The 19,252-nt window shown below is 58.5% G+C and carries 18 protein-coding genes; 1 reads left to right on the top strand and 17 read right to left on the bottom strand.

What is annotated here, in order from left to right:
- Positions 1–92: 92 nt before the first annotated feature.
- Both G547_RS0106580 and G547_RS0106575 read right to left on the bottom strand, forming a co-directional pair.
- Positions 93–2,558, bottom strand: a complete 2,466-nt coding sequence (locus G547_RS0106580) for an ABC transporter permease (RefSeq protein ID WP_027329164.1) — start codon at positions 2,556–2,558, stop codon at positions 93–95.
- Between the two features lie 3 nt (positions 2,559–2,561).
- Positions 2,562–3,257 (bottom strand): ABC transporter ATP-binding protein, encoded by a 696-nt coding sequence (locus G547_RS0106575; RefSeq protein WP_027329163.1) that lies wholly within the window; start codon positions 3,255–3,257, stop codon positions 2,562–2,564.
- A 166-nt stretch (positions 3,258–3,423) separates the two neighbouring features.
- Here G547_RS0106575 and G547_RS0106570 point away from each other — a divergent pair, with 166 nt between their 5' ends.
- Positions 3,424–4,056: an arylesterase gene (locus G547_RS0106570; RefSeq protein ID WP_036187419.1), complete on the top strand. Its 633-nt coding sequence runs from the start codon at positions 3,424–3,426 to the stop codon at positions 4,054–4,056.
- A 5-nt stretch (positions 4,057–4,061) separates the two neighbouring features.
- Here the strand turns inward: G547_RS0106570 and G547_RS0106565 are convergent, their stop codons facing one another.
- The 15 genes from G547_RS0106565 to rpsP all read right to left on the bottom strand — a co-directional run bounded on the left by G547_RS0106565 (position 4,062) and on the right by rpsP (position 19,137).
- The gene (locus tag G547_RS0106565) at positions 4,062–5,177 is read right to left on the bottom strand and encodes a HupE/UreJ family protein (protein ID WP_027329161.1); all 1,116 of its coding nucleotides are present in this window, start codon (positions 5,175–5,177) and stop codon (positions 4,062–4,064) included.
- Complete coding sequence (locus G547_RS0106560) at positions 5,174–6,130, bottom strand: tetratricopeptide repeat protein (protein ID WP_157209806.1); 957 nt, start codon at positions 6,128–6,130, stop codon at positions 5,174–5,176. The genes G547_RS0106565 and G547_RS0106560 overlap by 4 nt, the downstream gene beginning before the upstream one ends.
- A gap of 189 nt (positions 6,131–6,319) precedes the next feature.
- The gene (locus G547_RS0106555; RefSeq protein WP_036187416.1) at positions 6,320–6,826 is read right to left on the bottom strand and encodes an Ig-like domain-containing protein; all 507 of its coding nucleotides are present in this window, start codon (positions 6,824–6,826) and stop codon (positions 6,320–6,322) included.
- 10 nt (positions 6,827–6,836) lie between these two features.
- Entirely contained in the window at positions 6,837–8,426 is a 1,590-nt protein-coding gene (locus tag G547_RS0106550; protein WP_027329158.1) for a DUF4331 domain-containing protein, read from the bottom strand.
- 224 nt (positions 8,427–8,650) lie between these two features.
- Entirely contained in the window at positions 8,651–9,382 is a 732-nt protein-coding gene (locus G547_RS0106545) for an anti-sigma factor (RefSeq protein ID WP_027329157.1), read from the bottom strand.
- Complete coding sequence (locus G547_RS0106540) at positions 9,379–9,924, bottom strand: sigma-70 family RNA polymerase sigma factor (protein WP_027329156.1); 546 nt, start codon at positions 9,922–9,924, stop codon at positions 9,379–9,381. Before G547_RS0106540 ends, G547_RS0106545 begins: the two co-directional genes overlap by 4 nt.
- A gap of 186 nt (positions 9,925–10,110) precedes the next feature.
- Complete coding sequence (gene recJ, locus G547_RS0106535; RefSeq protein WP_051234948.1) at positions 10,111–11,853, bottom strand: single-stranded-DNA-specific exonuclease RecJ; 1,743 nt, start codon at positions 11,851–11,853, stop codon at positions 10,111–10,113.
- Positions 11,853–13,250 (bottom strand): threonine synthase, encoded by a 1,398-nt coding sequence (gene thrC / locus G547_RS0106530; RefSeq protein WP_027329154.1) that lies wholly within the window; start codon positions 13,248–13,250, stop codon positions 11,853–11,855. Before thrC ends, recJ begins: the two co-directional genes overlap by 1 nt.
- Positions 13,251–13,260: 10 nt before the next feature.
- The gene (locus tag G547_RS0106525; RefSeq protein WP_027329153.1) at positions 13,261–14,568 is read right to left on the bottom strand and encodes a homoserine dehydrogenase; all 1,308 of its coding nucleotides are present in this window, start codon (positions 14,566–14,568) and stop codon (positions 13,261–13,263) included.
- Between the two features lie 191 nt (positions 14,569–14,759).
- A complete protein-coding gene (locus G547_RS20425; RefSeq protein ID WP_051234946.1) occupies positions 14,760–15,518 on the bottom strand; it encodes a DsbC family protein in 759 nt (252 codons plus the stop codon).
- Between the two features lie 63 nt (positions 15,519–15,581).
- Positions 15,582–16,490: a site-specific tyrosine recombinase XerD gene (gene xerD, locus G547_RS0106515; RefSeq protein ID WP_051234944.1), complete on the bottom strand. Its 909-nt coding sequence runs from the start codon at positions 16,488–16,490 to the stop codon at positions 15,582–15,584.
- Positions 16,491–17,115: 625 nt separating this feature from the next.
- Positions 17,116–17,469, bottom strand: coding sequence for a 50S ribosomal protein L19 (gene rplS / locus G547_RS0106510; RefSeq protein ID WP_027329151.1), 354 nt, complete (start codon positions 17,467–17,469; stop codon positions 17,116–17,118).
- Positions 17,462–18,268 carry a tRNA (guanosine(37)-N1)-methyltransferase TrmD gene (gene trmD, locus G547_RS20420; protein WP_036187412.1) on the bottom strand — a complete coding sequence of 269 codons (807 nt, stop codon included), beginning with the start codon at positions 18,266–18,268 and terminating at the stop codon, positions 17,462–17,464. The genes rplS and trmD overlap by 8 nt, the downstream gene beginning before the upstream one ends.
- Before the next feature lie 40 nt (positions 18,269–18,308).
- Positions 18,309–18,863, bottom strand: coding sequence for a ribosome maturation factor RimM (gene rimM / locus G547_RS0106500; protein ID WP_036187525.1), 555 nt, complete (start codon positions 18,861–18,863; stop codon positions 18,309–18,311).
- 19 nt (positions 18,864–18,882) lie between these two features.
- Entirely contained in the window at positions 18,883–19,137 is a 255-nt protein-coding gene (gene rpsP, locus G547_RS0106495) for a 30S ribosomal protein S16 (RefSeq protein WP_027329149.1), read from the bottom strand.
- Positions 19,138–19,252: the final 115 nt, after the last annotated feature.

The following is a 19,252-nucleotide window of genomic DNA, read 5'->3' as shown; positions in this document are numbered from 1 at the left end:
TCCATCCCATAAAAAACGGAGAGCCTGGGCTCTCCGCACGATCAATCACTATATTATAGTCTGATAGACCAGCTGAGCACAGAGGCTCGGTTCTATGTGGCTTCGCGCAAGACCACGGCCGGCGGCGTGGTGACGGCACTTCGGCAACTAATAGCCCCGAGCAGTCCGACAAAAATCGCCCCGAGCACGGGCCCCAACACCCAAAACAGATAATGCGGGCGAATCGGTATTTCGAGCACAAAGTGTTGAAGGCTGAGCAGCAGTGCTTCGGAACCGATAACGGCAATGACCCCTGACAAGCCACCCAAGATGGAGAACTCTGCCCAGACACTCCCCACCACCAATCGGCGGGGGCTGCCCAGAGCGCGCAACAGACCGGCTTCCTGTTTACGGGAGTCCAGGCTGGTGGTGACTGCCGCCAGAAGCACCAGCGCCCCACCGATGACCGTCAACACCAGGACCAACTGAATCCCCTTGGTCACCTGGGTGACGACGCTGCGGATCTGGTCAAACACCCGGTCCAGCTCAATCAATAAAATGGTCGGGTGCTCGCGCATCAGCTCGTTCACCAGGGATTTCTGCTCCGCCGGAATATAGGCACTGGTAATGTAAGTGGCGGCGTAATCCTCCAGCGTTCCGGGCTCAAAGATAAAAAAGAAGTTGGGGTTCATCGATTGCCAGTCCAGCGAACGCAGGCTCGCCACCACGGCCTCCTCGGTCAAACCGCCGATCGAGAACCGCAGACGGTCACCAAGCTCGATGCCCAATTCGCCTGCCAATTCCGCCTCCACGGATACACCGGGCAACTCATTGCCCTGCCACTGGTCCCACCACTGGCCGGCGACGATCTCGTTATCCTCGCCCAGCGCCTCACTCCAGGTCAGGTTGGCCTCCCGGTTGAGCCGGTCCCGGCTTTTCTCTTCATCGTTAATGTGGGTCAGACGACCGCGCACCATCGGATACAGGGGCTGTCGATCCACCTGATTGCTATCGAGCAAGGTCTGCACGTCTTCCACCTCATCCGGTGCGACGTTTACCAGAAAGTGGTTGGGCGCTTCTTCCGGCAGTTGCAGACGCCAGTCTTCCACCAACGAGGTCCGCACGACCGTCAGGGTAATCAGCAACATGATGGCGATCGAGAAAATCACCATCTGCACCAGGCTGTGGCCACGGCGGCGCTGCAGGTTGGCCACCGCCAACCGCCAGACACTGCTCGCACCGGTGGTCAGTCGACGGCTCAACAGCAGTAATGCCAGGCCGAGTACCGCAGTCAGTACCACGACGACCAGAAGCGCCGCCACGACGCTGAGGGCCAGCTCCCAGTCCCGGCTGAACAGCACCACCAGCAAGGTTACGGCCGATAGCGCCAGTACCACCTGGGTCCAGACCTGCACGCGATCGACCGTCAACTCTCGCCGCAGAATTTTCAGAGGCGGTACGCCCGGCAGAAACCACAGCGCCGGTAGCGCGAAAAACATCAGGCACACCAGGCCGCTGAACAGACTCAGCACATAGGCCAGCCACCCGGGCGGCGCCAGAGTCAAATCGAAAAAAGAAGACAAACCGTAAGCCACCAGTCGCTGAAAGCCCTCCCCCAGCACAATTCCGATAACCGACGCCACGGCGGAGAGAATGATCAACTGCCCGAAATATAACCGGCGAATGCGCCCGGCACCGGCGCCCAGACTTTTCATCAGGGCGACCTGATCCACATGGCGGTCGGCAAACTGCCGCGCCGCCAGCCCTATCGCAACACCGGAGAGCAGCACGCCCACCACGGCGGCCAGCAACAGAAACTGTTTGCCTCGATCGAGTGTCTGAGCCAGCCGGCGCTGAGAGGATTCAATGTCCACGACCCGGTAGTGCTCGCTCATCTTGGGCTCGAGCCAGGCCATAAAATCGTCAAGCTGCGCGGGACGGTCTGCCGCCAGCAACCATTGATAACTTACCCGGCTGCCCGGCTGCACCACACCGGTTTTCTCCAGGTCGGAGAGGTTCATCAGAACACGGCCACCGGTCATAAAAATGGAGCTGGCACCGTCAGGCTGGCGCACCATCACGCGGGAAGCGGTCAACTGATAATCGCCGACACCGAAGGTATCCCCCAGCTCGATATCAAGCAGCGGCAACAACCGGGCATCGACCCAGGCCTCCCCGGGTGCGGGAATGCCCTGAGCGACCTGAGGGGGCTCCGCCGTCCAGGGCCTGTCTGTCGTTTCCACCACGCCCCGAAGCGGATACCCCTCATCGACCGCCTTGATGGATGCCAGGTGCATGGCATCACCCTTGTAGACCATGGAGGAGAACTCGACCAGGCGGCTCTGTCGCAAGTCCTGATCAGCGGCCTCTTGCTCCCAGGCCGGGTCATGAGGGTCGGAGCCCCGAACCACCCGATCGGCGCCCAGCAGGTTGTTGCTCTGCTGCACCAGAGTGGCATCGAGTCGGTCGGTGAAGATGGCGATGGCACTCACCACCATGACCGCCATCACCAACGCGACACTCAGAAGCCGCACTTCTCCACTGCGCCAGTTGCGCCACAATAATCGTGCTGAGAGCATGAATCAGACCTCTTCCGGCATCGGCTGGTCTTCCAGGGCACCCGCCACCAGATGGATGCGCCGGCCGCAGCGCTGGGCCAGACGCTCTTCGTGGGTAATCAGGATAAGCGTGGTACCCTGCTCCCGATTGAGGTCAAAGAGCAGATCAATAATGGTGGCGCCGGTGTGGATATCGAGGTTGCCGGTAGGTTCGTCGGCAAACAACACCTCTGGCTGGCTGGCAAAAGCGCGGGCGATGGCCACTCGCTGCTGCTCGCCCCCGGAGAGCTGCTGAGGGTAATGATTGAGGCGTTCAGCCAGACCGACCCGGGTGAGGTACTCCTTGGCGGCGGCGCGGGCGTTGCGGTTGCCGTGAAGCTCCAGGGGCAACATCACGTTTTCCAGGGCGGAAAGCCCCGGCAGCAATTGAAAGGACTGAAAGACAAAACCGACCGAGGCGGCCCTGACCTTTGCCCGCCCCTCTTCGTCCAGGCGCGTCAAGGTCTGCCCACAGAGGCGTACCTCACCAGAGCTGGGCAGGTCCAATCCGGCCAGGATCCCCAGCAAGGTGGATTTTCCCGAGCCGGACGGGCCGGTAATCGCCAGGCTCTCCCCCGCCGCCACCGCCAGAGAAATGCGCTGCAGGATGGTCAGATCGCCCTCTGCTGTGGGAACCACCTTGCCAACATCGCTCGCTTCTACCAACAATTTTGCATCCATCGGGATCTCCGGCCCACTCATACGAGTCAAGTAATAGGAATCAAGCCTGCTATTGCACCTTCAACGGCCGAGGCTGTCAAAACGGTTCACAATTCTTTACGGTATACCCTGTCCGCGCGATCAGCGGCACTTTATCATTGAACGCTGACTGAAAAGGTAACTGATTATGCGGCAACGGCTTTTGGGATGGTTTTGTCTGTGGCTTCTTTTGAGCGCCAGCGCTTTCGCGTCGGCCCAGACAGCGCCGAAAATCCTGGTATTGGGAGACAGCCTCAGCGCCGGCTACGGCATCGATGTTGAAGACGGTTGGGTCGAGCTGCTGGAGCGTCGCCTGGAGCGCGAGGGTTTTCCTCACCAGGTGGTCAATGCCAGTGTCAGCGGGGAAACCACCGAGGGCGGACTGAAGCGCCTGCCCCGACTACTGGAGGCGCACCAGCCGGAGTGGGTGATTCTGGAGCTGGGCGGCAACGACGGCCTGCGCGGTTACCCCGTTGATGAGATGCGCAGCAACCTTGAGGACGCCGTCGCTCTCAGTCGGGAGGCAGGTGCCAAAGTGCTGGTACTCGGAATACAGATTCCACCGAATTATGGACGCCGCTATACGGACCAGTTCACCGCCGTCTATCCCGCCTTGGCCGAGGAAAAGGCTCTGCCCTTGGTTCCCTTTATGCTGGAGGGCATCGCCACCAGACAGAGCCTGATGCAGCGAGACGGCATTCACCCCAACGCGGACGCGCAACCGCTCATTCTGGATAACGTCTGGCCCGTGCTAAAACCATTGCTCAGGCCATCGCCTTAAGGGGTTTACACTCGCTCAATCACCCACAGGATGGCCACTAGCGCAACTATCAAAGACAGTGCCGGCATTACCACTTTGGAATACCACCGATAGTTTCGTGCGGCCATCAGCAGAGGCAGAATCAACAACACAATGGACAGTTGCCCGATTTCCACGCCGAGGTTGAAGGCCAGAACTGAAGGCACAGCCTGATCCGCCGGCACGCCAAGCTCACCGAGCACACCGGCAAACCCGAAACCGTGAATCAGTCCGAACACGAAAGTCATCCAAGAGAGCCGCCGAATGATCGGATAAAGGTTATTCAACGCGGCAAGCGCGACAGAGACCGCGATCACAACTTCAACCCATTGACTACTCGGGGTTACCCATCCCAGCGCCGTGGCAGTCAAAGTCACCGAGTGCGCCAGGGTAAAAGCCGTTACCACCCAGAATGTGTTAGAGACCACACGTCGTGTATTGCTTTCGGATTGCCACGCTCCACGGCGACGAACCAGAACGCAGGTCAACAATAACGACAGCAAAAAAAGAATATGATCGAGGCCAATCCATATGTGAATGACGCCTTCTTTCACAAACTCCACGACCGTTTTTAGTAAACTGCCACCGGCGTCGGACACGGCGATCAACGGTTGGTCTTCATGTATCAGCCGGGTGTGGGCTGAGCCTGGCCTTTCAGCGCCCTCATGATCAACCGTCACGATCAGTTTGTGATCCCGTTGCTGTTCAAAAAAGGCATGGTAGCGAAGCGTGAGCTCACCGGCCAGTGGGCACTGCGCCCGCATCGGTAAAACCAGGTAACCCTCACGAAAGTGTTGTTCCGTTTTCCAGGGACCGCTAAACGCCAGTTGGCACTTGTGGTCGCCTCGCGCCACTATCAGGTTCTGTTGGGCGTATTGCTCCAAGCGCTCGGCACCATTGAGCACTTCTCCCCACTGGAGTTCACCATTACGATCCTGGTCGAGCCCCACCGCTCGCTCCCAATCGTAAAAGCGCGCTTGCCACTGCAACTCAACCTGACCGGTGGAATCCACCGTCGCATCCAGATATGCGGTACTGAGTTGATGCGCTTGCGCGGTGCTGGCCAAACTGACAAGAACAAGCAAACAGAGGTAGCGCATCATTCACTCTCCCCGTCCGGGGATGGTTTCTTTACCCCATTTCGTGCTTGCAATAACAATTGGCGATCTGCATGCTCGCGCGCGGACTCCCAGTTAACCTCCGCCCAGTGCAACGCTTTTTCGGGGTTTGGCTCCAAATGAAGATAGTATCGGGCCAAATCCGCGGCGTGTTCGGTATCTTCACGCTGCACCCGCAACGTCATTCTGGAGGCAATGTAATCCTGCCACTTACGCCCCTCCAGCGCCTTTTCCGCTAGCGCCAGCCGCAGTGCCAAACTGTCATCCACAGCCGGTGCTGCGTCCACAATAGGTTCCAACCGCCGCATGACGACCTCGAATTGAGCCAGTGCGAGTTGCGCATCGGCCCACTGTAGCAAGTAGCTGACATTGGCATTGGAAAAGCGCTGATCCAGCCAGTGCGCCGCCTCTTCAGCTTGCTCCAGGCGAAGGGCCATATCCGCCAGCATCTGAACCACCCAGGCGCCGCGCGCGTCTTCGGGAACCCCTTGGCGCGCCACCAGCGCCGTGAGCTGTTGATAGCTGCTCTTGAGCGAGCCCCGGTAGCTGGCCACCTCCAACGCGCAGATACTGGCCGTCAACAGATCGGTGTTCCCGATCAGAGCCAGGCAATGCTGACGCGCCTGTTCGTACTCACCCTGTATCAAACGAATACGGGCCGCCATCAGTCTGGCCTCCACATGGGTGGAGTCGCTCTCAAACACCCGACCCAATGCCGACAGAGCCGAATCAAAATTGTGTTGATGTTGCTCAACCTCCGCCCAGAGCAACCATACGAGCATGCGCTCACTGTCATTATGTACCGGGACGGATAACTGCTTCTCTGCCTGTCCATACAAGTGGGCATAGCCGGGACGCGATGCCCGGTCGAGCATTCTCTGAACCTGCTCCAGCATTGCCCCGGGCTGCTCCGCCCACCGGCTTTGGAGCACGCTCATTGTTTGATCTTGGCGAGGCTCCCAACGGGCCACCACATCGTCTCGCGACTGAGGAGTTTCAGGGCTCGCATTGACGGAACAGCTCAGTGTGACCAATACACTCACTATAATGCTGACTTTCATTCACATTACCCATTCACCAGAACCGAAAAGCGCGATAGGCCTCCCTGGCCTACCGCGCGCGCATCTTTACTGCATCAGCAGGTCGTCGTAAGCATCCGGCTGCGTCACATCCTGCTCAAACGCCCGACCATTGACCGGCAACGGCTCATCCGTCGGCTGCTGTTCGAATGCCTGCCGACTGTAGGTGCTGAACGACACTTCCAACGCCTCGACCGTAATATCGACCACGGCGACACTGGACGTGGCTTCTCCGTCAGACACTTCAAAGGTAAAGCTGTCACTCCCTGTCACCGTGGCATTGGGCTGATAGAAGAACATACCGCCATCTTCCACTGTCACGGTACCGTTGGTTGCCTGATCGACCAGGGCGAAGGTCAAATCATCGCCATCGTCGTCCATTGCCATCAACTCGCCCGTCAGCTCGGTGTCTGTCTGAGTGGTAAAGCTGGCGTCACTGGCCGTGGGAGCCGCATTACCACCCGGATCTTTTATGTCCGGATAGTTGTCATCGCTTCCGCAACCAATCACCAGCAACCCACACGTTGCCGTTATCAAAAGATTCATCGATTTCATGATGCTCTCCTTATTCAGAACCGGGGACCGGCTCAGCCAGGTAGGGGAAGGCCACGTTCATCATTCCGGCATCCACCGGGGCGCCGTCGGTAAAGGCCACCTCGCCCACATTGGCGTCTTCCGGCTGACACAGACCCAGATCCGTTGCTTCTCCATTGACCGGAATCGGGTAGCACAGACGTCCCATCACAACGCGCAGCGCGATGTCGACCACGTCGTCACCGGGACGGCGCCCGTTCGGAAACCCGGCCAGGTCATCACCGGCCACACCGAAGGCAGACTGCTCGGCCGCCGGTTTCGCCGCAATACCGGTGTTCAGACGCAGCATTTCCGAGGGGGTCACTGCGGCCAGTTGGTTGACACCTTCAAAGCCGGTCAGGAACGCAGTCAACAGGTCATTGCGCGGGAAGTTGGTGGGCGCGAGGGTGTCCATATTGGTGCCCAGAGTCTGATTGACGGCATCCTTGAAGAGGATATTCAGCAGCTCGGGCAGACTCGGATGAGTCACGTAATCCGCGAACTGAATGTCGTCTTTGGGCTCAGCGCTGGAGAAGCGGTCTTTGTCTTTCAGGCCGATCACCAACTCATTGACCAACGGGTTCCCGAGACGGGACACCTGAGTCAGCGCACCACCATTCACTTCGGTGTTGTTGAAACTGGCATCCGGATTGAGAATACGAGCTTGCGGTAGACTCGCGGTGGTCCAGGCGCCGATGGTGCCATTGCCATCGCCAGTCACACAGCTTTTCGGGATTTCCAGAGACAAAGCAGTCACGTTTTTATGACGCAGATCGTCATTATTCATGTTCTGCGTAATACCACCCGGGAAGCCTTCTCCATCGCCCGCACCACGAGCGCTGTCGCCTTCAATGGGCACATAGTTCACCAGATCGAAGGTATTGCCCAGGTTGACGGCAAAGGGATCTTTACGCTGGCCCACAAACACTCGACCATTCGTTTCACAGTTGGGCAACGCCACTTCATGAATGAAGCTATTGGCGTACTCGGCATAGCCCTCGCGGGAGCTGAAGGTCTTGGTGCCGATGAAGTCCAGCGGCTTTTCAAAGGTCGTGCCGCCCATCTGCGCATTCTGAACATTCATTGCCGTACCGGTGCGTCGGTCACCCTCCACAACGGTCAGCTCATAGGTTTCTATGAAATTGGCATTCGCTTGGTCAGCAGCGGAAATTCCGCCCACGTTTTTCAGAGGTATAGCCACCTCGCGGGTATTGCCTTCCGGGCCAATCGTCAGCGCAACACCGGTTTCTCCAGGCAGAGACTGATTGAAACGAAATTGGTAGGTGATGTCTTCTACGGCATCGCCATCGTTGTCGATATGGATGCTGTATACAGCAGACGGGTCCAGCGCAAAGTAGTTGGGACCGCCGTAGGCATCTTGCAAGGGTAGGTAGTTGGCGATCAATGTTACGTAATCACCGCGCCCTTCTTCATAGCTGTTGAAGGCGTAAAAGTCCGTAGAGTCGACGGCGGGCATGCGGGTAATGTTCGGCGCTTCCCGATGGCTGGAGGCCAGCGCATTAGCGGCTACCATGCCAGTGCATAGCGTGCCGATAACAATGGATAGAGTGTTGATCTTCATAACCGTTCGCTTCCTGTTTTGGTGGTATGAATAAGCACACAAGCCGAAAAAGGCTCATATTCACTGAAGCAAACGGCTCGAATGAGCTTTTGGATTCAAAAAAATGTGTTTTTTTGATAATTCTTTGCACGCCGATCGCGACTTTCTATCCCGTTTTGAAATAAGGGATTTTTAAAGCCATAAAAAAAGCCCGCCGAGGCGGGCTTTGATCAACAACGTAACGACTACAGCGTCACAGGTTTCGCCGTATAGAGCACCGTTGTCGGTTGCCCCGTGGGGGAGCCACCCAACGGTTCCAGACTAACGGCCAACGCGGCCACCTCAACCTGATCTAACAGATCACTGCGAGGGAGCTCACCGGTCCCCCGCTTGGGCAACAGCCCCAGAGACACCGGGTCGCGGCCGTCGGCAGCCACCAACCAAAGCTCGTAATCGCGATTGGCGCGCGGATCCAACTGGCTTGTCGCTCGAACTCGAATCGCCGATTCGACCACCTCAATAAACCACAGCGGCTCCGCCTCTTCATTTTGGACCACGGCCAACTGTTGCGCACTTTCGGGTTCTGTAATGCCGCCGGGTTGCCAGACCAACAGTACGGCGAGAATAATCGCCGCCGCCGTGGAAAGGCCCGCAAGCCACTGCCAGGAACGGCTTGGTTGTCGCGACGCCCCGCTGGATATCGGCACGATATTATCAGAAGTGTTGCCTGAACCATCGTTCCGGCCCTCCATCCCCAAGCGGGACTTGATACGCTCCCACACTTCGGGGCGAAGCGACTGTTCCGGCAGAGCTTCCCCCAAACCGTTGAGTCCGCGCTCCCAGTGCCAGACGGTTTTGCGTAGTGCTCTGTGTTCCATCATCAGTTGTTGAAAACGTACCCTCGCCGGCCCCTGAAGGGTCCCGAGCGCGTATTCGGCTGCCAGCGCATTGCGACGCTCTTGTGTCAGATAATTCATGGTTCAAGGCACCTTTTCAAACGTTCCAGGCCTCGGCGAATCCAGCTCTTCACCGACCCCAGGGGCGAGGCCAACCGATTACACACCTCAAAGTGCGTCAATCCCAGGAAGTACGCCAAATGAATGGCATGGCGCTGAGAGCCCTCCAGGAGGTCCATACAATCGTCAATGTCCGCCCTTTCGCGCTTTTGATAGAGCGCCACCTCCGGGGAGTGAGGGTCCTCTTGAGTGGGGCCCTCCTCCTCGCTGGTCTCCCGCCGGCTTTTCGCGGCGCGCAACATGTCCAGAGCACGATAGCGAGCAATACTGATCATCCAGGAAAGGACCGTGCCCTTTTCGGACTGGTATTCCCCGGCATTGTGCCAAATGCGCACAAACGCCTCCTGAACGACGTCTTCCGCCCAGTCCTGACGATGGAGCATTTGCAGGCTGACGGCATAGAGCTTGCCGGAGGTCGCTCTGTAGAGCTGCGCAAACGCGCCTTCATCGCCCTGTGCGGTTCGGCTCAGCAGGGGCAAATAAGGGTTGGAAGGCTCATCCATAATATTTGATCTCTTTCGTTATTGGATTGATGGGACAACTATACACCTAACGGTTGAAGTCCCACTTTGGATGCAGCGTAACCACAGAATTTTGAACACATACGAGAAAGGGCGAGCTTGGCCTACTGTGGGCTCGCCCCGGAAGGTTGAAAAAAAGGGTTAGCACTTATGCCAACCCTTTTTCTGCTAGGTAATCGCCTCTAGATATTCGACGATCAATTGGACCGATTGCCGCCCTCGAAACTCATTGACGTCGAGCCGGTAGGCCAATCGGGCGCGCTGTGCGCTGTCGTTGGGCCAGAGCTCCGGGTCGATATTGAAGGCGATGGCATCCACCAGGTGTTGGCCCTGAGCGTCCAGTGCCAATGTCATCTTCAGGTGCTTTTCACCCACCAACCGCTGCTGAACCAGGCCAAATTCACCATCGAACAATGGCTCGGGGAAATGCTGGCCCCAGGGGCCCGCCTGGCGCAGCAGCGCGGCGAGCTCAAGGTTGACGTCTTGCGGGCTAAGATGGCCGTCGCTGATCAATACCGGCTGAAGGTCTTCAGGCTGCAGCTGGCGCCGGACCTCCTGATCAAACGCCTTCTGGAAATCGTCGAAATTTTCCCGGGCCAGGGTCATTCCGGCCGCCATGGCATGGCCACCGAATTTGTTCAGCAAGTGAGGGTGACGCGCTGCCACCGCGTCCAGCGCGTCGCGAATATGCAGCCCGGGGATAGAGCGCGCCGACCCTTTGATTTCGCCTTCGCCAGAGTCGGCAAAGACGATGACCGGCCGGTGCAGACGATCTTTGATGCGCGAGGCGAGGATACCGATCACCCCCTGGTGCCAATTGCCGTCATACAGGCAAAGGCCCCAAGGGAGTTCTTCTTCCTCTTCCCGCAATTGCAGCCGGCCCAGCATCGTCAGGGCCTCTTTCTGCATGCCGCTCTCAATCGCCTTGCGATCGCGGTTGAGCTCATCGAGCGCCAGCGCCATTTCCCGGGCCAGGGAGTCGCTATCGCACATCAGGCACTGAATGCCCAGGGAAATATCATCCAGGCGGCCCGCCGCATTCAGGCGCGGGCCAATGGCAAACCCCAGGTCGCTCGCCACCAGCCGGTGCATTTGCCGACCGGCCACGTCCAACAAAGCGATGATGCCGGGACGCGCCACCCCGGCGCGAATACGCTGCAGCCCCTGAGACACCAGGATCCGATTGTTGTGATCCAGAGGCACCACATCGGCCACTGTGCCCAGCGCCACCAGATCGAGGTAGCTGGCCATATTGGGCTCGACCCGGCCTTCCCGGAACCAGTTGCGTTGGCGCAGCTCGGTTCGGAGCGCGTTCATGACGTAAAAAATCACGCCCACGCCCGCGAGGTTTTTGCTGGGGAAGGTGCAACCGGGCTGATTGGGGTTGACGATGGCTTCCGCCGGAGGCAGTTCGCTGCCCGGCAAGTGATGGTCGGTGACCACCACCGCAATGCCCAGCTCCTGCGCCGCCTTCACGCCTTCGACACTGGATATCCCGTTGTCCACCGTCACAATCACATCCGGCGCCATGGCCGCCGCGACCTCGACAATTTCCGGGGTCAGGCCGTAACCATATTCAAAACGGTTGGGAACGAGAAAGTCCACGGAGGACAGGCCCATGGCCTGCAACGCCAACACCGCCAGCGCCGAACTGGTGGCACCGTCGGCATCAAAGTCGCCCACGATCAACACATTGGCTTGCGCTTCCACAGCATCCGCCAAGAGGGCGACTGCCTCATCAAGCCCTTTGAACGTGGGTTTATGCAGAAGCTGAAGCTTGTGTTGCAACTCCTCGGAACGGGACACGCCCCGAAGGCGATAAAGGCGATCCAACAGCGGGGGCAAATCCCCCGCCAGCGGCGTCTCCGGAGTGTGTTCGGGCGGCGTGCGGCGGAGGATGGTTTTGTGCATCAGGCTTTCAGATTTTTCGCGATAAAGGACTGCACCGTACCGATGTCATTGTCCAACACATCGTAGCGTTCTTCACGCTGAAACAGGTCCGCCATGTGCGTCGGCAATGCCGGGTCGCTTTCCTGTCCGGCCTTGCGTACCGCTTCGGGGAACTTGGCCGGATGGGCGGTGGCGAGGCAGACCATGGGGATGTCCTGCCGACGGCGCGTTTCGCGCGCGGCTTTCAGACCGATCGCGGTGTGCGGGTCGAGCAGGTACTCGGTGTGAGCAAACACATCTCGAATGACATCCAACATCGTCTCGTCGTCGACTTTGTGGCTGCTGAACAATTCTTTGGCTTTGCTCAGCGCCGACTCGTCCAGATGCATGGCACCGGACTTGAAGTCTTCCATCAAGCCGCGAATCTTGTCACCGTCACGGTCATACAGATCGAACAGCATGCGCTCGAAATTGCTGGAGACCATGATGTCCATACTGGGTGAGAGCGTGTGCTGCAACGACTGTTTACTGTGATCGTTGTCACTCAGGCAGCGGTGCAGGATGTCATTGCTGTTGGTGGCAATCACCAGCTGGTCGATGGGCAGCCCCATACGCTTGGCCAGATAGCCCGCAAAAATATCCCCGAAATTACCGGTGGGCACGGAAAACGAGACCGGCCGTCCCGGAGCGCCCAGGGCCAAACCGGCGTAGAAGTAGTAAACGATCTGGGCCATGATGCGCGCCCAGTTGATCGAATTCACCGCCACCAACTGCCGGTCTTCGGGCAGGAACGACTGGTCACCAAAGCTGGTTTTCACCATGTTCTGGCAATCGTCGAAATTTCCCTTCAAAGCGATGTTATGGACATTATCTTCCAGCACCGTGGTCATCTGCCGGCGCTGGACTTCGGACACGCGCTGGTAGGGATGCAGAATATAAATATCGATATTGTCGCAACGGCGACAGCCTTCGATGGCGGCGGAACCGGTATCCCCGGAGGTGGCGCCCATGACGACGACTTTCTGGTTGCGCTTTTTCAGCAGGTGGTCGAGCAGGTGCCCCAGAAACTGCAGCGCGAAATCCTTGAAGGCGAGCGTCGGCCCCTGGAACAGTTCCAGAATCCACTCGTTGTGACCGGTCTGCACCAGCGGTGCAATCGCGTCGTGACGAAAGGTGCTGTAGGCTTCGGTGATGATCTGTTTGAGCTCTTCATCGGACACGGCGCCCGAGACAAACGGGGCCATGATTTTGAAGGCCAGCTCTTCGTAGCTCAGACCTGCCCAGGAGGCGATTTCTTCCTGACTGAATTCGGGCAGGGTTTCCGGTACGTACAAACCACCGTCCGGCGCCAGGCCAGTCAGTACCACTTCTTCAAAGTTGAGAGCCGGGGCCTGGCCCCGCGTACTAATGTATTTCACGACATTATTCCTACTTCAACGGCTCGACCCGAATCCGGGTAATCGGACCAGTGATGGAACTCAGGGACTCGATCTTGATGATCGCCTCCACCAACTGTTTTTCCACCGCGCGGTTGGTCAGCAGAATCAGCGGAACGATTTCCTCTTCATCCGCCGCTTCTTTCTGAATCAACGCTTCGATACTGATTCCCGAATCGCTCAGGATCTGGGCCACCTGGGACAATACGCCCGGCTTGTCCAAAGCAGACATACGCAGGTAGTAGGCCGTCTCGATTTCTTCAATCGGGACGATTTCCAGTTCGCTCCGCAGCTTTTCCTGCTGGAAGCCCAGATAGGGTACGCGGTGTTCCGGGTTGGCGGTCAGGGTACGGGCGACATCCACGATGTCCGCCAGCACGGCGGAGGCTGTGGGTTCGGCACCAGCGCCCGCGCCGTAGTACAAGGTCGGACCGACCGCATCACCTTTGACCAGGACCGCGTTCATGACACCGTCGACGTTGGCGATCAGGCGTTTCTGCGGAATCAGCGTCGGATGCACGCGTAGCTCGATGCCTTTGGCACCGCGCTGGGCGATACCCAGATGCTTGATGCGGTAGCCCAGTTCCTGCGCGTACTGCACGTCCTGAGGAGCGATGCGGCTGATACCCTCGGTAAAGACTTTATCGAACTGCAGAGGGATACCGAACGCAATGGAGGCAAGGATCACCAGTTTATGCGCGGCATCGATACCTTCCACGTCGAAAGTCGGGTCGGCTTCGGCGTAACCCAGCTCCTGAGCTTCTTCCAGCACTTCCGAGAAGCCGCGACCCTTATCGCGCATTTCAGTCAGGATAAAGTTGCCGGTGCCGTTGATGATGCCGGCCAGCCACTCGATTTTGTTGGCCGCCAGACCTTCACGGATGGCTTTGATGATGGGGATACCACCGGCCACGGCGGCTTCGAAGGCCACGGTGACGCCCTTCTTGTTCGCCGCTTCGAAAATTTCGTTACCGTGCTCCGCAATCAGGGCCTTGTTGGCCGTGACCACGTGTTTGCCGTTTTCAATGGCCTTGAGGATCAGCTCGCGGGCCGTGTCGATACCGCCAATCAGCTCGACGAGAATGTCGATGTCCGGGTTGGTGGCGACGTCGAAGATATCGCGGGTGACTTTGAGGCCGTCGATATCGCAGTTGACGTCGTCGCGCCGAGTGGCCACCTGCCCGATCACGATATCGCAACCGGCACGGGCGTTGATCACTTTCGTATTGCGCTGGAGGACGTTGACCGTGCCACTACCCACGGTGCCCAGGCCACAGATGCCTATTTTGACCGGTTTCAAGCTTCTCTCCCCTTACCTTGAATGAGCCCTGCTGGAAATGGGCCCTGCTAGTAACGTGACGCCCGCCAGTGCGGGGCACTGGCGGGCGAAAATGGCTATTCTACTGGATCGCGCGCCCCGGAGCGAGGCGCGGGGAAGCAACCTTACTGGGCCGCTTGCGAGGTGTCAATTGGCGTCATAGACGCCCCGGATCAAATTCCGAGGATCTGGGCCAGCTGCTCCGGCGGAACGTAGCCAGCCTGCATCTTGCCGCCCGGCAGAACCAGCGCGGGGGTACCGTTGACGCCAAACTCACCACCCAGGCGGTAGTGCTCCGCCACCGGGTTGTTCTCACAGGACTTGGTGTCCACGGGTTGGAGGTTTTTCAGGCGATCCAGCGCTTTCTGCTGGTCCTTGGAGCACCAGGCGGTTTCGAGCTTCTGGGCGGAAGGGCTGCCCACGCCAGCGCGCGGATATGCCAGGTAGCGAATTTCGATACCCAGGTCATTATAGCCGGGCTTGGTGGTGCCCCCGTCCTGGTATTCCGTCATCTGACTGTGCAGACGGCGGCAGAAGCCGCAATCGACGTCGGTGAAGACATACACGACAGCCTTGGTCTCACCCTCGGGGGCGAAGGCAATGCTGTCTTTCTCATCCAGGGAAGCGGCAAGCTGCTTGCGCTGCTCCACCATGGCGGGGTCTTCATAGCGGGCGAAGCCACCCTGCTCGATGGAGAAAATCTCTCCGGCGATCATCAGATCCGCCTCCGGTGTGACGTACAGCACCGGACCACCCACCACGCGTGCCTGGTACAGCCCTTCGATGGGCGATGGGCGCACATCGGTAAATTCAAAGTCGGGGCGGGCCTCCGAAAGCGCCTTGATGATATTATCTTCGGTGCTCATTTCCTGGGCACTGACCGTCGCGGCGCCGAGAAGCGCGCAAATGCCGATTGCAAGTTGTTTCAACATGGGATCAATCCTGTCGTTCTGGTTTATTCGATATTGTATGCCAATGGCCTCGGGCTCACCCAGCTAGCCACGGGGATGGTGCAACGCGTGCTGCTCCTGCATACGTGCCCGGGCCACGTGGGTGTAAATCTGGGTGGTGGACAAGTCACTATGCCCCAGCAACAACTGTACGACCCGCAAATCGGCCCCATGGTTCAATAGGTGGGTCGCGAAAGCGTGTCGTAAAGTGTGTGGAGACAGCGGCTTTTCGATGCCCGCCACCTGCGCCCAATGTTTGATTCTGTGCCAAAACGTCTGGCGCGTCATCTCCCGGGCGCGCGTACTGGGGAAGAGTACTTCAATGGGCGCATTATGCAAGAGCACAGGTCTCGCTTCGCGCAGATAACGGCTCACCCAGTCCACGGCTTCCTCTCCCAGGGGCACCAGCCGCTCCTTACTGCCTTTGCCGGTGACTCTGACCACGCCCTGGCGCAGGTTGATCTGGCTAACGGTCAACCCCACCAGCTCACTGACCCGAAGCCCGCAGGCGTAGAGCACCTCAAGCATGGTTCGATCCCGAAAGCCCACGGGGTCTTCCAGGTCCGGCGCGGCCAGCAGGCGTTCGACATCGCTTTCGGTGAGGGATTTGGGCAGGGGTTTGGGCAGCTTGGGGTTGTCGACCAGGGCCAGGGGGTTTTCTTTGAGGCGCCCTTCCCTGACCTGGTATTGGTAGAAGCCACGAGCGCAGGAGAGAAACCGGGCGGTGGAGCGACTCGAATGGCTTTTGTGACGATGGGCCAGGTAGTCGTAGACGGAGATGGCGTCGGCCGAGAGCAGGCTTTTCCCGGCTTTCTCGTGCAGCCACAGCGCAAAGGTTTCGAGGTCGCGCCGGTAGGAGCTGAGGGTGTTTTCACTCAGGCCTTTTTCCATCCAGATGGCGTCGAGGTATTGTTCGAGGGTCTGGATTTCTTGGGCGGGTAAGGTCACGGGCATCAGGGGCTGTCGCTCTTTAATGAGCACGAGGATAGCACAGATCTATTTCGGGGCTGTATCTCGTCCGGCGGTGTGTGAGGTATACCCCTCCGAGACCCGCCGTGAATACATCCGTGTAGGCTTCTCATCGGCATCCATACCGCGGCTTTGGCTCCTGCGTCGCACTAGCACCTACATCCATGTAGGCGTCAGAGAGTCTCGAAGGGGTATACCTCACACATCGCCTCAGTGCCAATCGTCACACTCCCTCGTAACTCCATTCTTGCGTAGCGTAGGTAAGGCGGTAGCCGCCACCTACGGAAAAAGGTGAAGGAGAACCGATTGCGGGGGAATGGTAGGTGGCGGCTACCGCCTTACCAACCCTACGTGAGAGTATTTTTAGGGCGCCATCTCCACAGAGGTTACGCTACTGCTGCGGAGGGAGGGTATACCACTGCGAGACCGTGGAGCGGGGGACCCGCGATTCGAGCCTACAGGGATGTATTTACGGCGTGTCTCACGGTGGTATACCCACCCGGAGCACTCAACTACGAAGCCCCTTCTGAAAAAAAACACCACTTTAAAACAGACATAAAAAAACCGGAGCACAAAGGCTCCGGTTTTTCGCAACGAACTCGCGTGTCCCTTAGGAGGACAGCTTTTCCTTAATACGAGCCGCCTTACCAGTGAGGTCGCGCAAGTAGTACAGCTTGGCCTGACGCACATCACCCTTACGCTTGACCTGAATGCTGTCAACCTGGCGACTGTGAGTCTGGAAAGTACGCTCAACGCCCACACCGTGGGAAACCTTACGAACGGTGAACGCCGAGTTCACGCCGCGGTTGCGCTTACCGATTACCACACCCTCGAAGGCCTGCAGACGCTCGCGGTTGCCTTCGGTGACCTTAACCTGTACCACAACGGTATCGCCCGGGGCGAAGTCGGGTACGTCTTTTTTCATTTGCTCGGCTTCGAGCTCCTGAATGATCTTGTTAGTCATGCCTTTTCTCCTGATGAGACTCTGTAGCTTCACAGCTAGAGTGTTTCGATTCAAGGTCCCGACGAAAGTCCGTCAACAGCGATTGCTGTTCCTCGTTCAAGTCTATTGCTTGCAGTAAATCTGGCCGTTTCTGCCAGGTCCGCCCCAGCGCCTGTTTCAGGCGCCAGCGCCGAATTCTTTCGTGGTCACCGGACTTCAACACCTCCGGAACCTCCCGACCCTCGAACACTTCCGGGCGGGTGTAGTGCGGGCAGTCCAGCAACCCTTCGGCGAAGGAATCCTGCTCCGCTGACTGAGCGTGCCCGAGAGCACCCGGAATCAATCGTGTGATCGCGTCGATCAACACCATCGCCGGCAACTCGCCGCCGCTCAATACGTAATCACCAATGGACCACTCCTGGTCAATCACGGTGTCCAACAACCGCTCATCAAGTCCTTCATACCGGCCGGCCACCAGTACCATGGGGCCCATCTCCGCCAGTGTCTCTACGCCCTTCTGGTTCAGGGGTTGCCCCTGGGGCGACAGATAAATAACGGGAGCCTGTGCACCCACCCAACCCTTTGCGGTTTCAATGGCGTCACGCAGCGGCTCCACCATCATCACCATGCCGGGCCCGCCCCCGTAGGGTCGGTCGTCTACCGTACGGTGCTTGTCCTTGGCGAAATCCCGGGGATTCCAGCACTGCACCTCAATCAGCCCCTGCTTCACCGCGCGGCCGGTAACACCGTAAGCAGTCACCGCTTCCAGCATTTCGGGAAACAGGCTGACGACCGCCAACTTGATCGGGCTGTCGCTCATCGAGCCCCCGAACCTTTCGGTGCCATGGGGTTGGATCCCACTAGAACTCCGGGTCCCATTCCACCTCGATGCGCCCTGCCTCGAGATCGACCGTCCGGACAAAGTGCTCCGGCACATAGGGAATCAGGCGCTCATTCTGGTCAATACTGTCGGCATCGCCCAGCACCACCAGAACATCGTTCGCCCCGGTTTCCATCAGGCGCGTCACGCGCCCCAGATCCAACGCCTTACCGTCCCAGTGACTGATGACCCTCAGGCCCTGCAACTGAAACCAGTAAACGTCGTCCCCTTCCAGGTCGGGCAACTGCTGCTTTTCGACCGCGATGGTGATGCCCGTGTAATGGGCCGCCAGATCGCGGTCGTCGACGCCCTTGATATGGGCGACAAACCCTTTGCCGTGCGGACGACTCGCGTCAATTTCCACCGTTTTCACCCCGCGGGCTGTTTTCAGCCACCAGGGACCGTAGTCGAACAAATTCGACGCCGGTTCGGTGAAGGAGTGAATTTTCACCCACCCCTGAATTCCGAATACGGCCGTTATCCGCCCGACATCAATCAGGTTCGACCCTTTATTGCGGGGCTCGGACTCGGCCATATGCTGCAAAGGGCTCGGCTTAGGCCGCCGCTTGCTTCTTCTGCTCTTTCAGCAGGCCGGCAACGCGATCGCTCATCTGAGCACCCTGGCTTACCCAGTATTCGATGCGCTCATTGTCGATGCGCAGACGCTCTTCCTGACCCCGGGCAATCGGGTTGAAGAAGCCAACACGCTCGATGTAATGACCGTTACGTGCGCTGCGGCTGTCGGTTACGTTCAGGTGATAAAACGGACGTTTTTTGGAGCCGCCACGTGACAGACGAATAGTTACCATTGAGGATTTTCCTGTAATTTCCAATTGGGTCCGGCACTGACCGACACCCGGTGAAAAGACGCAATCGCACAGCGGGTGCGAAAGGCGCGGTATTTTAAGGGAAAGATCTGCCTTT

It is taken from the genome of Marinimicrobium agarilyticum DSM 16975 (assembly GCF_000423345.1).
Taxonomy (GTDB): domain Bacteria; phylum Pseudomonadota; class Gammaproteobacteria; order Pseudomonadales; family Cellvibrionaceae; genus Marinimicrobium; species Marinimicrobium agarilyticum.
Note: the sequence above shows the minus strand (reverse complement) of the source record. Positions and strands in the feature narration are given on the sequence as shown.